This window comes from Streptomyces sp. NBC_00996 (assembly GCF_045162675.1).
Classification (GTDB): Bacteria; Actinomycetota; Actinomycetes; order Streptomycetales; family Streptomycetaceae; genus Streptomyces.
In genome coordinates this window covers 8,706,905-8,721,184 of record NZ_CP108723.1, presented here as the reverse complement: position 1 = coordinate 8,721,184, position 14,280 = coordinate 8,706,905, and the positions used below count along the sequence as shown (strand labels likewise).

15 protein-coding genes are annotated in these 14,280 nt (G+C 70.4%); 3 read left to right on the top strand and 12 right to left on the bottom strand.

The features are described from left to right. Positions 1–80: 80 nt before the first annotated feature. The 6 genes from OG390_RS40570 to OG390_RS40545 all read right to left on the bottom strand — a co-directional run bounded on the left by OG390_RS40570 (position 81) and on the right by OG390_RS40545 (position 5,810). On the bottom strand, positions 81–662 hold the full coding sequence (locus OG390_RS40570; RefSeq protein WP_406174939.1) for a sugar kinase: 582 nt from the start codon (positions 660–662) through the stop codon (positions 81–83). After that, positions 659–1,804 (bottom strand): ROK family glucokinase, encoded by a 1,146-nt coding sequence (locus tag OG390_RS40565; RefSeq protein ID WP_406174937.1) that lies wholly within the window; start codon positions 1,802–1,804, stop codon positions 659–661. Before OG390_RS40565 ends, OG390_RS40570 begins: the two co-directional genes overlap by 4 nt. A gap of 119 nt (positions 1,805–1,923) precedes the next feature. Next, positions 1,924–2,727 (bottom strand): ATP-binding cassette domain-containing protein, encoded by an 804-nt coding sequence (locus OG390_RS40560; RefSeq protein WP_406178157.1) that lies wholly within the window; start codon positions 2,725–2,727, stop codon positions 1,924–1,926. A gap of 14 nt (positions 2,728–2,741) precedes the next feature. After that, positions 2,742–3,803, bottom strand: a complete 1,062-nt coding sequence (locus OG390_RS40555; protein WP_406174936.1) for an ABC transporter permease — start codon at positions 3,801–3,803, stop codon at positions 2,742–2,744. Further along, positions 3,800–4,804 (bottom strand): sugar ABC transporter substrate-binding protein, encoded by a 1,005-nt coding sequence (locus tag OG390_RS40550; protein ID WP_406174934.1) that lies wholly within the window; start codon positions 4,802–4,804, stop codon positions 3,800–3,802. The genes OG390_RS40555 and OG390_RS40550 overlap by 4 nt, the downstream gene beginning before the upstream one ends. A 268-nt stretch (positions 4,805–5,072) precedes the next feature. Beyond that, the gene (locus OG390_RS40545; RefSeq protein WP_406178156.1) at positions 5,073–5,810 is read right to left on the bottom strand and encodes a GntR family transcriptional regulator; all 738 of its coding nucleotides are present in this window, start codon (positions 5,808–5,810) and stop codon (positions 5,073–5,075) included. A gap of 128 nt (positions 5,811–5,938) precedes the next feature. Between OG390_RS40545 and OG390_RS40540 the strand changes: the two genes are divergently transcribed. Further along, a complete protein-coding gene (locus OG390_RS40540) occupies positions 5,939–6,952 on the top strand; it encodes a Gfo/Idh/MocA family oxidoreductase (RefSeq protein ID WP_406174932.1) in 1,014 nt (337 codons plus the stop codon). Positions 6,953–7,065: 113 nt separating this feature from the next. Here the strand turns inward: OG390_RS40540 and OG390_RS40535 are convergent, their stop codons facing one another. Both OG390_RS40535 and OG390_RS40530 read right to left on the bottom strand, forming a co-directional pair. Further along, a complete protein-coding gene (locus tag OG390_RS40535; RefSeq protein WP_406174930.1) occupies positions 7,066–8,238 on the bottom strand; it encodes a cytochrome P450 in 1,173 nt (390 codons plus the stop codon). A gap of 78 nt (positions 8,239–8,316) precedes the next feature. Continuing rightward, on the bottom strand, positions 8,317–8,988 hold the full coding sequence (locus OG390_RS40530) for a response regulator (RefSeq protein WP_406174928.1): 672 nt from the start codon (positions 8,986–8,988) through the stop codon (positions 8,317–8,319). A 294-nt stretch (positions 8,989–9,282) separates the two neighbouring features. On the opposite strand from OG390_RS40530, the gene OG390_RS40525 reads away from it, so the two are divergent. After that, positions 9,283–10,254 (top strand): NADPH:quinone reductase, encoded by a 972-nt coding sequence (locus OG390_RS40525; protein ID WP_406174926.1) that lies wholly within the window; start codon positions 9,283–9,285, stop codon positions 10,252–10,254. 120 nt (positions 10,255–10,374) lie between these two features. Here OG390_RS40525 and OG390_RS40520 read toward each other — a convergent pair whose 3' ends face one another. Beyond that, on the bottom strand, positions 10,375–11,628 hold the full coding sequence (locus OG390_RS40520; protein WP_406178154.1) for a sensor histidine kinase: 1,254 nt from the start codon (positions 11,626–11,628) through the stop codon (positions 10,375–10,377). A gap of 231 nt (positions 11,629–11,859) precedes the next feature. Between OG390_RS40520 and OG390_RS40515 the strand changes: the two genes are divergently transcribed. Further along, complete coding sequence (locus tag OG390_RS40515; RefSeq protein WP_406174924.1) at positions 11,860–12,066, top strand: hypothetical protein; 207 nt, start codon at positions 11,860–11,862, stop codon at positions 12,064–12,066. 61 nt (positions 12,067–12,127) lie between these two features. On the opposite strand, the gene OG390_RS40510 is transcribed toward OG390_RS40515, so the two are convergent. The 3 genes from OG390_RS40510 to OG390_RS40500 all read right to left on the bottom strand — a co-directional run bounded on the left by OG390_RS40510 (position 12,128) and on the right by OG390_RS40500 (position 14,233). Beyond that, positions 12,128–12,520: a ribonuclease domain-containing protein gene (locus OG390_RS40510; RefSeq protein ID WP_406174922.1), complete on the bottom strand. Its 393-nt coding sequence runs from the start codon at positions 12,518–12,520 to the stop codon at positions 12,128–12,130. An 86-nt stretch (positions 12,521–12,606) separates the two neighbouring features. Then, complete coding sequence (locus OG390_RS40505) at positions 12,607–13,512, bottom strand: DMT family transporter (protein ID WP_406174920.1); 906 nt, start codon at positions 13,510–13,512, stop codon at positions 12,607–12,609. A 94-nt stretch (positions 13,513–13,606) separates the two neighbouring features. Then, positions 13,607–14,233 (bottom strand): dihydrofolate reductase family protein, encoded by a 627-nt coding sequence (locus tag OG390_RS40500; RefSeq protein WP_406174918.1) that lies wholly within the window; start codon positions 14,231–14,233, stop codon positions 13,607–13,609. Positions 14,234–14,280 lie beyond the last annotated feature (47 nt).

The following is a 14,280-nucleotide window of genomic DNA, read 5'->3' as shown; positions in this document are numbered from 1 at the left end:
ATCAGTTGTCTTCGACTCTACGGGCGGGGTCTGACAATCGGCCTCGGCCACCGTGCCGGACCGGACCGGATCGGGACCGGTCAGGGAATCGTGCGCGAGACCACGTACACCATGGGGTGCTGGGGCTCGGACAAGTTCACGACGATGTCCTGCGTGGGGGCCGGGTCCTTCTGCTTGTGCACGAGACCGGACCACGGGCCGACGCCGGTGAACTCCCAGCCGACGACCTTCTGGTCGCGGGCACTGATGGTGATGTCGTCCTTCTTCAGCGCGTTCCGGCTGGTGCCGACGGTCTTGAGGAACCAGTCCAGGCCCGCGTCGGTGGTGCCGAACTGCACGTACAGGCGGCTGGTCTTCCAGTTGTTGGTCTCGTAGTAGGCGACGTCCGTGGAGTCCGCGGGCATGCGCACTTGGTACAGGCGGCGCTGGACGCGCGAGGGCCAGCCCGCGGTGAGGCCGGTCGCCGAGTACTTCTCCTCCTTCTGCTTGCCGCTGTTGCGGCTCTGGTTGGCGGAGACCACCAGATAGCCGGCCGGTACGCCGATGAGCAGCACGATGATCAGCAGCGTGAGGGCACGGCGGCGGAACTTGTGGCGCGGGTCCTCCGGCGGCCGCTGCGGCTCGTCCGGCGGTGATGCCTGGCGCGGCAGCGAGGCCGTCACAGCGACCCCTGGGTCGTACGGCGGGACTGCGTGTAGCGCTCGTACCGCTCGTAGCGCTCCACGCGGCGCCGCTTGGCACGGCGGAAGCGGCGGGCGACAAGGCGGGCGAGGTCGGCGGCGCCGACCATGCCGGCCTCGGGGCCGAGCTGGGCGCGGGCGATACGGGCCTCGGGGCGGTAGCCGCGGCCCGTGAGGTGCCTGCGGAACGCGTCTCGCGCGGGGCCGATCAGCAGGTCGTCGGCCGCGCTGACGCCGCCGCCGATGACGAAGCAGGAGGGGTCCAGGGCGGCGGCCAGGTTCGCGATGCCCACGCCGAGCCACTGGCCGATGTCCTGGAGCAGCTCGATGCACATGGCGTCGCCCTCACGGGCCAGCTCGGTGATCATCGGGCCGGTGATGTCGGCGATGTTGCCCTTGACGTGCTCGATGATCCCGTACGCCACCGGGGAGTCCGCGGCGGCGAGCTCGCGTGCCTCGCGGACCAGCGCGTTGCCTGAGCTGTACTGCTCCCAGCAGCCGCGGTTGCCGCACGGGCAGCGGTGGCCGCCGGGCACGACCTGCATATGGCCGAACTCGCCGGCGACGCCGAACTTGCCGCGCTTGACCTGGCCGTCCTCGAGGATCGCGCCGCCGATGCCGGTGCCGAGCGTGATCATGACGAGGTGGTCCTCGCCACGGCCTGCGCCGAAGCGCCACTCGGCCCAGGCGGCGGTGTTGGCGTCGTTGTCGACCAGGACGGGTACGGAGAGGCGGCTGGAGATGCGGTCGCGCAGGGGTTCGTTGCGCCAGGAGAGGTGGGGCGCGAACAGGATGCGGTTGCGATCGGCGTCGACCCAGCCGGCCGCGCCGATGCCGACCGCGTGCACGTCGTGCCGGTCGGAGAGGTCCAGGACCAGCTCGACGATGGTGTCCTCGACGACCTTGGGGCTCTTGGACTTGTCCGGCGTCTCGGCGCGGACCTTCTCCAGGATGTTGCCGTCGGCGTCCACGACGCCCGCCATCACCTTCGTGCCGCCGATGTCGATGCCGACGGTGGGGACACGGGGCGCCGTCAGGTGGGAACGGCGCTCGCGCGTCCCCACGGTCCGCAGGACGGTGGCCCGCGCGGAGCCGCGGTGTGCGAGGTCGCGGTAGGTGCTCATCGGGCCGATTCTGCCCTACGCTCCGCCGGGGCTGCACTGTGGGAGCGCAGGGCCGCCTGTGACCTGCGTGCCGCCTGTGGCTGGTCGCGCGGTTCCTCGCGCCCCTGTCCGAGCGCTCCTCACGAGGTGCGCTCCAGCTCGTGCCGCAGGTCCTCCAGCTCGCTTCCTCCCGCCATCTGGCGGGTCAGCTCGTCCAGGGTGATCTCGTCGCGGGCGTTGCTGCTGAACATCGTGCCGCGCTTCAGGAGCACGAAACGGTCGCCCACCAGATACGCGTGATGCGGATTGTGGGTGATCAACACAACACCCAGTCCCGCGTCCCGTGCGGCAGCCACATATTTGAGGACCACACCGGACTGCTTGACCCCCAAGGCCGCGGTGGGCTCGTCGAGGACGAGGACCTTGGCGCCGAAGTAGACGGCGCGGGCGATCGCCACGCACTGACGCTCACCGCCGGAGAGGGTGCCGATGGGCTGGTCGACGTCACGCAGGTCGATGCCCATGCGCAGGAGCTCCGCATGGGTCGTCCGGCGCATGAAGTCGACGTCCATGCGCTTGAAGGGAACGACACCCTTCCTGGGCTCGGAGCCGAGGAAGAAGTTCCGCCAGACCGGCATCAGCGGAACGACGGCGAGGTCCTGGTAGACCGTGGCGATCCCGTGGTCCAGAGCTTCGCGCGGGGAGGACAGCCGGGTCTCCCGGCCCTCGATGCGCAGGGTGCCCGCGTCGTGCTGGTGACGTCCCGCGATGATCTTGATGAGGGTGGACTTGCCGGCGCCGTTGTCGCCGAGCACGCAGGAGATCTCGCCCGCGTGGACTTCCAGCGAGACGCCTTCGAGGGCGCGGATGTTGCCGTAGTACTTGCTGACGTCGTCGAGCTCGACGAGCGCCGTACGGTCCGTGGAGGCCGAGTCGGTCGTCATGTTCGCGTCCGTGGTCACTTCGTCGCCTCCGCGCGCTTGCGGACCCAGTGGTTGAGCAGGGTCGCCAGGAGCAGCATCACTCCCAGGAAGAACTTGAACCAGTCCGGGTTCCATTCGGCGAACACGATGCCCTTGCTGACCATGCCGAAGATCAGCGCGCCGACCGCCGCGCCGACCGCGGAGCCGTAGCCGCCGGTGATCAGACAGCCGCCGATGACGGCCGCGATGATGTAGATCAGCTCGTTGCCGACGCCCTCGCCGGACTGCACGACGTCGAACGAGAACAGCAGGTGCTGGCCGGAGATCCAGGCGCCGAAGGCGACGCCCATATAGAGGCCGATCTTGGTCTTGTCGACCGGGACGCCGACCGCGCGGGCGGCTTCCTCGCCGCCGCCGACGGCGTAGATCCAGTTGCCGACGCGAGTACGCAGCAGGATCCAGGTGGCGACGGCCACCAGGGCCAGCCACCACAGGATGGTGATCTTGAAGTCGACGCCGCCGATGGTGATCGTCGAGGCGAAGACGTCCTTCGCGGAGGAGAAGCCCTCCATGTCCGAGATCGACTTCGTGGAGACGGTGCCGCTGATCAGCTTGGTGAAGCCGAGGTTCATGCCGGTCAGCATCAGGAAGGTGCCGAGCGTGATGATGAAGCTCGGCGGGTCGGTGCGCGTCAGCATGACGCCGTTGAAGACGCCGATCGCCAGGGTGACGAGCAGCGAGACGAAGACGCCGACCCAGACGTTCGCGGTCATCTGGTAGCTGAACATCGAGGAGATCAGTGCGGAGCTGGTCACCATGACGCCCGCGGAGAGGTCGAACTCACCGCCGATCATCAGCAGGGCGACCGGGACCGCCATGATGCCGATGGTCGATGAGGCGTACAGGACCGTACTGAGGCTCGCGGCCCGTACGAAGCTGTCCGCGAAGACGGCGAAGAAGACGAAGACGGCGACCGCGCCGACCACGGAGCCGAGCTCGGGTCGGCCCATGAGCTTGCGCAGCGGCGAGGTCTTCAGCAGGCGTTCGTCGGCCTTGGTGCCCTGCGACGGCGCGGGCGCGGGTGCGATGGTGCTCATCGGGTGCCCCGCTTCGCGTAGCCCGCGAGCGCGCCGGCCTGGTCCTTGGTGATGATCTGCGGTCCGGTGAGGACCGGCTTGCCGCCGCCGAGGCCGTCGTCGTTGTACTTGTAGAGCCAGAGCAGGTCCACGGCCTCATACCCCTGGAGGTAGGGCTGCTGGTCGACGGCGAAGCCGAGCGTGCCGTTCTTGAGCTCTGCGGCCACCTTCTCGTTGAGGTCGAAGGTGTCGATCTCGGCCTTGCTGCCCGCGTCCTGCTTGGCCTTCACCGCGGTGTCCGCGAAGGGGGCGCCGAGCGTGACGACCGAGTCGATGGACTTGTCGGCCTGCAGCTTGGCACCGATGGAGGACTGCACGTCGGGCATGCTGGTGCCCTGCACGTAGAGGTTCTGCACGGTGCCGTGGAAGGTCTTCTTGACGCCCGCGCAGCGTTGCTCGTGGCCGACGTTGCCCTGCTCGTGCAGGACGCAGAGGGTCTTCTTGCGGCCCCGCTTGTTCAGCTCGTCACCCACCGCCTCGCCGGCGATCGTCTCGTCCTGCCCGATGTGGGTGAGCGCGCCGAACGCCTTGGACTCCTCGGCGCCCGAGTTCACCGTGATCACGGGGATGCCGGCCTTCCGGGCGCGCGCGACGGCCGCCTTCATGGCGTCGGGCTTGGCGAGCGTGACGATGATGCCGTCGACCTGCTTGTCGACGGCGGCGTCCACGAGCTGCGCCTGCTGCTGCGCCTCGGCGTTGTGCGAGTACAGGAAGTTGATGTTGTCCTTGACCGCGGCCTGCTTGGCGCCGCTCTGCACGATGTCCCAGAACGTGTCGCCGTCGCCCGAGTGGGTGATCATCGCGAAGGTCCACCTGGGCGTGTTCACCGCGGCCCTGCCCTGGGCTGCCGCCGCCTTGCGGGCGTCCTCGGCCCGCTTCCCCCCGGTGCTGCTGCATCCCGCGAGGGACACCCCCAGCGCCCCTGCGAGCGCGATGCTTACCCAGGTCCGAGTGCGTGCCACGAGGCCGTGCCCTTCTTACGTGCTCCTTGGTGCGCCGGGCCCTGCGGACTGGCCCGGAGGGGCCGTCACATAGGCCCCTGGGACCGGTGTCCCACCGGCCCCAAACGTCCAAGTATCAATCACGGGAATCACGCACCCGACCAGCGGGTCCCGCGCGCGGTGGACTTCCCCGGGGGCGGGTACGCCCTTCCCGGCGGCATCACGGGAGCGTCATGGCCGTGCGAGAGCCGGAAAATCAGCGAGCTTCAGGGCTGTACTCACCGAGCCGTCATGGCCGTACGAGGAGCTGGAACTCGAAGGAGTAACGCGAGGCCCGGTAGATGTGGGAGCCGAACTCGACGGCCCGGCCGGTGTCGTCGAAGGTCGTGCGCTGCATGGTGAGCAGGGGCGCGCCGGCCGGTTCGCCGAGCCGGTCGCCCTCTTCCGCGGTGGCCGCGCGGGCGCCGACGGACTGCCGGGCGCTGTGCAGGGTGATCCCGGCCGCGCGCATCAGCCGGTACAGACCGGTCGCCTCCATCTGCGCGCTGTCCAGCTCCAGCAGGTCGGGCGGCAGATAGTTGCAGAGGTACGCCATCGGCTCCCCGTGCGCGAGGCGCAACCGCTCCACACGGTGCACGTCACCGCCCTCGGCCACCCCCAGGGCCGCCGCGACCTCGGCGGACGCGGGTACGACGGTGTTGACGAGCACCTGGGTCGCCGGGCGCTGGCCCGCCGATTCCAGGTCGTCGTAGAGACTGCTGAGCTCCAGCGGGCGCTTGACCTGGCTGTGCACGACCTGGGTGCCCACGCCGCGGCGCCGTACGAGCAGGCCCTTGTCGACGAGGGACTGGATGGCCTGGCGGACCGTGGGCCGGGACAGGCCGAGCCGCCCGGCGAGCTCGATCTCGTTGCCAAGGAGGCTGCCCGGGGTCAGCGTTCCGTGCTCGATCGCGGCCTCCAGCTGTTGGGACAGCTGGAAGTAGAGCGGGACCGGACTGCTGCGGTCGACGCTGAGCTGGAGCGACACGGTCGGATCCACATCTGGTTTCGGCACGGCCCGAGCGTAGCTCCGCGAGATGTTGACGGGAAGTTGTGAGGTTCGGTTGTCCGGACAAACCATTGACATCGTGCCGGGTCGGACCGCACTTTGTTCCCATGCGCATCGGACTCATCGGAGCGGGTCGTATCGGTACATTCCACGCGACCACTCTCAGCCGTCACCGCGAGGTGGGCGGCTCCCTCATCGTCACGGATGCGGACACCGCGCGGGCCCATCGGCTGGCGGACCGCCTGGGCGCGACGGCCGCGCCCAGCGTGAACGAGATCTTCACCTGGGGCGTGGACGCGGTGGTCATCACGGCGGCGACTTCGGCCCACGGCGAACTGATCGGTCGGGCAGCACGGTCCGGGCTCCCCGTCTTCTGCGAGAAGCCCATCGCCCTCGATCTGACGGGCACGCTGACCGCACTGGCCGAGGTCGACGCCGCCGGAACGGTTCTGCAGCTGGGCTTCCAGCGCCGCTTCGACGTGGGGTACACGGCGGCCCGCGAGGCGGTGCGGTCGGGACGGCTCGGCCGGCTGCACACGGTCCGGGCCATGACGTCCGACCAGTCGCCGCCCCCGGTCGACTATCTCCCGCTCTCCGGCGGGCTCTACCGGGACTGCCTGATCCACGACTTCGACATGCTGCGCTGGGTCACCGGCCGCGAGATCGTCGAGGTGTACGCGACCGGGTCGGACGCCGGGCCCCCGATGTTCCGCGAGGCCGGTGACATCGACACGGCCGCGGCCGTGCTCACCTTCGACGACGCAACCCTGGCCACAGCGACGGCGACCCGGGTGAACGCCGCCGGCTACGACGTCCGGATGGAGATCGCCGGCGAACTCGACCAGATCGCCGTCGGCCTCGACGACCGTACGCCGATCGCGTCCACCGAACCGGCCGGGCCGCCGCCCGCCGACAAGCCGTGGATGGGCTTCCTGGAGCGCTTCGCCCCCGCGTACGAGGCCGAGCTCGCCGCGTTCGTCGAGGTCGTCCGCGGTGAGCGCGCCAATCCGTGCGACGGCCGTGAGGCGTTGGAGGCGCTGCGGATCGCCGAGGCATGTGTGCTGTCGCGGCGGGAGCGGCGACCGGTGCGTCTCGCCGAGATTCCGGGCGGACGGGACTGAGTCGAGCGCCCCCGCGGTGGGCGTCATACGAGGAGGCGCCCTCGCCGGTCAGCTCCGCGGTGATCTCGGCCGTACGCAGCACGGATGACACTCCTCTCGCGGAACGGGGCCACTCACCAGCGCACCGGCAGGCTTCGCAGGCCGCGCATCAGCATGCCGGACAGCCAGTCCCCAGGGGGCCCGTCGAGCGCGAGATCCGGGCAACGCTCGAGCAGGGAGCTCAGCGCGACCCGGGCTTCGAGGCGGGCCAGGGGCGCGCCCAGGCAGTAGTGGATGCCGTGCCCGAAGGCGAGATGGCCCTGCGGGGCGCGGTGGATGTCGAAGCGGTGCGGGTGCGGGCAGTACGCCGCGTCACGGTCGGCGGCGCCGAGGCCGATCATCACCGGGTCGCCCGCCGCGATGGACCTGCCGCCGATCTCCATCGGCTCGGCCGCGTAACGGTACGTCGCCGTCTCGACCGGTCCCTCGAAGCGCAGGACCTCCTCCACCGTGCCGTCGAGGAGGGTCATGTCGGCCCGCAGCGCGGCGAGTTGGTCCGGGTGGGTGAGCAGGGTGTGCACCGCGGTCGTGATCAGGTTGACCGTCGTCTCATGGCCCGCGACCAGCAGGATGAACGCCATCCCGCGCAGTTCGGCGCGCGAAAGGCGGTCGCCGTCCTGCGCGCGGGTGCGGATGAGGGCGCCGAGCAGGTCGTCGGCCGGTGCCGCACAGCGCTTGCCCTCGATCAACTCATCGAGATATGCGGCAAGTTGCTCGATGGCGGCGACTTCGGTGTCTCCGTCGGACGGGGCCACGATCTCGTTCGACATGGCCCGGAAGGCCTCCCGGTCGATGTCGGGGACGCCGAGGAGCTCGCAGATGACCGTGATGGGCAGCGGATAGGCGAAGGAATCCACGAGGTCGGCGCGCCCCTTCGGGAGCATCGCGTCCAGCAACTCGTCGGTGATCTGCTGGACGCGCGGGCGCAGCGCCTCGACGCGCCGCATGGTGAACGCGCCCGTGACGAGCGAGCGCAGCCGGGTGTGTTCGGGCGGGTCGCTGATCAGCACATACCGGCCCATCAGCTCCTCTTCGAACGAGCTCAGTCCCCTTTTGGTGCTGTCCTTGGACAACCTCGGGTCGGCGAGGGCGGCCCGCGCCTCCTCGTACCCGACGACGAGCCAGCCCTCGTACGCGCCGGGTGGCGGTGTGCGCACCCAGTGCACGGGACCCCGCTCGCGCAGTGCCGTGTACACCGGATACGGGTCCCTCGTGAACCGCGGCCCGTACTCCCCCAGATCGATCATGGTTCCTCCTCCCGTTGCCCGACCAACGATCGCGGCCCCCGCTCAGTGCCCGTCCTTCGATCAGCGCCCGTCCTGCGCTCAACTCCCGTCCTCCTCCAGAAGCCCGGCGTCGTACGACAACAGGGCGATCTGTACACGGTTGTTGAGGCCGAGCTTGGCGAGGATGCGCGAGACGTGGGTCTTGACGGTGGCGACGCTCATGAAGAGCTCGGCGGCGATCTCCGCGTTCGACCTGCCGTGTCCCACGGAGACGGCGACCTCGCGTTCCCGGTCGTTCAGGGCGGCGACCCGGTCGCGGGCGGTCGTACGGCGGGTGTCGGGCGCGCCGGCCGCCGCGTGTTCCATCAACTGGCGGGTCACGGTGGGCGACAGTACGGGATCACCGGCCGCGACCCGCCTCACCGCCGCGAGGATCTCCGCGGGCGGGGTGTCCTTCAGTACGAACCCGGCCGCCCCCGCGCGCAGCGCCCGCAACACCTGCTCGTCGGCCTGGAAGGTGGTCAGGACCACGACCTGCGGCGCCTCTTGGCGGCCGCGCAGCCGCTCCGTGGCGGTGAGTCCGTCGACCGTCGGCATCCGGATGTCCATCAGGACGACGTCCGGCCGGGTGCGGTCGACGAGCGCTTCCACCTCGCTGCCGTCGGCGGCCTCTCCGACGATCTCGATGTCGTCGGCGCCGCCCATCATGAAGGACAGTCCGGCTCTCACCAGAGGGTCGTCGTCGACGAGCAGGAGTCGGATCGCAGTCATGGGATCCACCTAACCAGGTCGCCGCCTTCGCCAGGACGCCTGCGATCAGGACGTCTCAAATCGGTGCCGCCCACCCCTTTTCCCCGGCGCGCGTGCTCCGGGCGCCGCGCGCGACTCACCGCTGATCCCCGGAATGCCGTGCGGGTCGGGAAGCCGGGGCAAGAATGCCCGTGAGGGTCCGCCACGTCGCGACGGGCGGGAATTCGGGGCGCCTGGACAGCGACGTGACGACGACTTGAAAAGGACCGCGTGGGCCCCGCGCGAGGGCGCCCCGCGGTGGAAGGAACCTTGGTCATGCGTGCCGCTTATGTCGAACAACTCGGCCCACCCGACGTCATTCGCTACGGAGAACTCGCCGCACCCGTGCCGGGTTCCGACGAGGTCCTCGTCGACGTGCGGGCCACCACGGTCAACCCCGTGGACGCCTTTGTCCGTTCAGGGGTCTTCCGTACGCCGCTGGAGTTCCCCTTCGTCATCGGCCGGGACCTGGTGGGCACCGTCGCGTCGGCCGGGGGCGGGTTCGCCGTCGGCGATGCCGTGTGGTGCAACAGCCTCGGCCACGGGGGCCGTCAGGGTGCGGCCGCCGAGCAGGCGGCGGTGCCCGTCGACCGGCTCTACCCGCTCCCGCCCGGCGTACCTCCCGAAGTCGCGGTGGCTGTGGTCCACCCGGCCGCCGCCGCGTATCTCGCCCTGTTCACCCATGGTGACCTGTGCTCGGGCGAGACGGTCCTGGTCGGTGGAGCCGCGGGGAACGTGGGCGCCGCGCTGGTGGTCCTCGCCGTCCGCGCGGGCGCCCGAGTCATCGCGACGGCGTCGGCGCGCGACCACGACTACTGCCGGGATCTGGGAGCCGGCGAGGTGGTGGACTACCGAGATGCCGAGCTCCCGCGGCGCCTCGCGGAGCTGGCCCCCGGCGGAGTCGACCTCCATGTCGACACCTCCGGGCACAACGACCTCGCCTCCGCCGTCGCCCTGCTCGCGCATCGCGGCCGTATCGTCCTGATGGCCGGCACCAAGGACGAACCCCTCCTTCCGGTGGGTCCCCTCTACATGAAGGACGCGTCCGTACGGGGCTTCGCCATCTCCCACGCCACCACCGGGGAGCTCGCGTCGGCGGCGACCGCCCTCAACGACCTCTTCTCCCGGGACCTGCTCCGGCCCCGCACCACGGAAACGCTGCCGCTCAGCGCCGCGGCGGACGTCCATCGGCGCATGGAGCGTGGCGAACTCCACGGCATGCGGGTGGTCCTGCGCACCGACTCCTGAGCCGTCGGGAGGGGCGGCAGGCCTTTTTCGCCCCCTCCGCCCTACCCGAGCCGTACCTGGGGGGGCTACGCCCCCAGACCCCCGCCAAAAGACTGCGCAGTTCCCCGCGCCCCTGAACCGTCAGCCGGTCCACGGCAGCCACGCCCGCACCAGGAAGCCCCCGTTCCCCTCGACCCCGTGCTCCAACCAGCCCCCGGCCAGCGTCGCCCGCTCCGTCAGTCCGATCAGTCCCTGACCCGACCCGGGGACATGGGGGACGTCACCCGGCGGTGCGGGATTGCCGATGGAGACCGTCAGGCCGTCTCCGCAAGCCCCGCGAACCGTCACCGTCACCTCGGCACCCGGCGCGTGCTTGCGGGCGTTGGTCAGGCCCTCCTGGGCGATCCGGTACGCGGTGCGTCCGACCGACGCCGGGACGGCGGCCGGATCGGTGACGCGGCTGTCGAGGACGACCTTCATACCGGCCGAGCGGGACTCGGTGACCAGCCCGTCGAGCGCGGCGAGCGTCGGCTGCGGCCGTCCGGCGTCGTCGGAGTCCCCGGCTCGCAGGACACCGATGATCTCCCGCAGGTCCTGCAGCGCCTCGTGCGCGCTCTCCCGGATCACCCCGGCCGCCCGCGCGACCTCCTCCCGGGGCGCGTCCGGACGGAACTCCAGGGCCCCCGCGTGCACGCTCAGCAGGGTGAGCCGGTGCGCCAGCACGTCGTGCATCTCACGCGCGATGGCCTCGCGCGCGAGGCGCTGCGCCTGCTCGGCCCGCAGCTCCGCCTCGGTCTCGGCCCGCCGCGCCCGGTCCCGCAGACTCAGCATGAGCTGGCGCTTGGACCGTACGAACATGCCCCAGCCGACCACCGCCGAGGTGAGCAGCGCGGTGACGACGACGGCTGCGAGGTACGGCAGATCGGGGTCGGGGCGAAGCCAGAAGAAAGCGGGAACGAGTGCGAGTTGGGCGCCGACGAGCCAGGCCACGTACTTGAAGGGCCGGTGCACGGCGAGGGTGAAGAGGGCGACCATGCCCGCGCCGCCGGCGGTGGTCGAGATCAGTCCGACGGGGATCATGGCGATGGCGAGCCCCAGCGGCCAACGGCGCCGGAACCAGACCGCCGCGCAGGCGAGCGCGCCGAGCAACTGGTCGGTGACGACGAGGCCGTGCGGGATGTTCGGGTCGTGGGTCAGCGTGTCCGCGGCCGCCAGGCCGATGGCGACGGCCAGCAGGAAGCACCCGAAGTCGACGACCCAGTCGCGCACGGTGCGCCGTGGCCGTCCGGAGCGGCCCGCGCGCTCGACGTCCGGGTCGAGCTCGGCGACCACGGCCGAGGGCAGCAGCCACCGCCGCCCCGGCAGCGCCTGGGCCTCGGGCCACGTCCACCCGATCGGCCCTTGCCACGATGTCGCCGACTCGCGCTCCGGATTGTCATCACTCACGGTCGACAAATCTACGCAGGCAGGCCCGCCGCCACCTCCCCCGCGACCAGTATCAGCGACCAAAGTCGCACCGCTTGAGACTTTCGTCCGACCCTCGTCATCACGGCCGACGACTTCGGTCGGGCATGCCTCGCCCCGCGGCCGATGAATGTGGGGGGTCCGCGGGGCGAGGGTCAGCGCATGAAGCAGATTCTGGAGCTACTCGGCTTTCTCGCCCTGGTCCAGGGCGCACTGGGCTCGGTGCACGAGATCACCGGCCGACTGCACGGGTGGGGGCTCGTACAGCGGCTCGACTTCCTCGACGGCTACGAGATCTACGCGAGCGTCACACTTCTCGCACTGGCGTTCGCGCTGTTCGCTGCCGCCGAGAGCCGGAAGTCCGGCTGAACGCGGACCGGACTTCCGGCGGACCGGGTCACCGGTGGAGCACCGGCGACCCACCCTCGGATCAGCAGCTGAAGTTGATCAGCTTGAACGTGACGTAGTGGTCGGAGGTGTAGTAGTCCTCCTGCGTCTTCCTGCCGGTGACGATGCGACGGGCACCACGCGTCGAGGAGCCGGGCGTGATGACCGTGTACTCGTGGTAGTAGCCGGTCGACTGGGAGGGCAGGACACTCTCCCGGTTCTGGAAGACGGACCCGTCCTGCGAGTACGGGAAAGGGCCTCCCGACTCGATCAGGTCCAGCGTGTCGTACGCCTGTGACGGCAGCGCGCCGTAGCAGATGCTGCCCACGGCGGTCGCCGCCGCGTTGGCGGGAACCACGGCGGTACCGCCGACGAGCAGAGCGGACATGAGGGCGACCAGAGCGCCGATGCGAGTGGTACGTGGGGGGAATCTCATGGACTCAGGATGACGCGCGTAGACCATGGCATGTCAATGTCAAGGCAACTGATTTCTCCCGCCAAGTCCGTTGAATTTTCCGGGAGTTAACCTGTCGCCCGCCGTCCCCACGCGGTCCCCGCGAGCACCAGTACGCCGCCCACCAGGCCCGGCGCCCCGAGGCGTTCACCGCCGAGGGCGATGGCCGCCGCGGCGGCCCACAGGGGCTCGGTTCCAAGAAGCAGGCTGACCCGGGACGGCGAGGTCCGGCGCACCGCCCACATCTGCACGAAGAAGGCGAACAGCGTGCAGAACGCGGAGAGGAACAGCAGCCCGGCCCACTCCCGCGCACCGAATCCCGCGGCCGTGCTCCACGGCGTGGCGTCGGCGCCGGTCGACAGGACGGCGAACACCGCCACGGCGGCGCCCAGTTGGACGGTCGTCACCGGCAGCGCGTCGGCGCCCTGGACGGACTTGATGCGGGACATCGCGAGCACGTGCACAGTCCGGGCGAGGGCCGCGAGGAGCATCAGCAGGTCGCCGAGCGAGGGCCGGGTGAAGCCGCCGCCCTGGGTGAGCAGCACGACGCCGAGCACGCAGACGCCGGCCGCGGCGAGGAACGCGCGTGAAGGGCGTACGCGGGTCACGGCCGCTTCGGCGAGCGGCGTGAAGATCATGGTGAGGCTGATGATGAGACCGGCGTTGGTCGCCGAGGTGTGGACGACGCCGTATGTCTCCAGAAGGAAGATGCCGCTCAGGATCAGTCCGAGCACTCCGGCCCCGCGCCACTGTGCCGCCGTCAGGGCCCGCAGCGCTCTCCATCCCGCGGACACCAGTACCGGCAGCACGACCGCGAAACGCAGCAGCAGGACGGCGATCACCGTCCGCGCGGTGGTGATGTCCTTGGCGGCGAGATAGCTGGCGCCCCACACCGCGGCCACGAGCAGCAGGGGCAGGTCGGTGAGCCAGGCACGGCGGGGCGCGAGCGCGCCGGGTACGGCGAACGACGACATGGGAGCGGCTCCGGGTCTCCTGCGGACGGGCCTGCGTGGAGACGGCGGCGGCTCGCACGGGAACGATCACCGTACCTGCGCGGCGAGGGGGTGACTAGGCGTTTTCCGGGAGCTCGTACGAGCCGTACTCCGGGCGGCCCGCCGGGTCGTACGACTGGATGGAGACCCCGGCGGCGGTGACGCGGCCGCCGGTGTGCCGGAAGGCCGTCGGGACGGCGCCCTCGGGGAACAGGCGCAGACCGGCGCCGAGTACGACCGGGAAGGTCAGTACGTGGATCGTGTCGACGAGGTCCAGGGCGAGCAGGGACTGGACGAGGGCTCCGCTGCCGTGAACCTGGAGCTCGCCGTCGGTGCGCTCCTTGAGGGCGGTGACCTCCTTGGCGAGGTCGCCGCCGATCACGGTCGTGCCGGCCCAGTCGGGCTCGGTGAGGCTCGAGGAGGCGACGTACTTCGGCAGCGCGTTCAGCTTCGAGGCGACCGGGTCGGCCGGGTCGGTCACCTTCGGCCAGAACGAGGCGAAGATGTCGTACGTACGCCGGCCGAGCAGGAAGCCGCCCACGCCGTCGAAGACCTCGTTGATGAACCGGCCGAAGTCGTCGTCGCCGTACGGGAAACTCCAGCCGCCCTGCTCGAAGCCGCCGCGAGGGTCCTCCTGGGGGCCGCCGGGGGCCTGGTAGACGCCGTCGAGAGTGACGAAGATGGTGGAGACGAGCTTGCCCATGGCGGGTGCCTGCTTTCTGATGCGGGGTCCGTTGTCATCACTTCAGA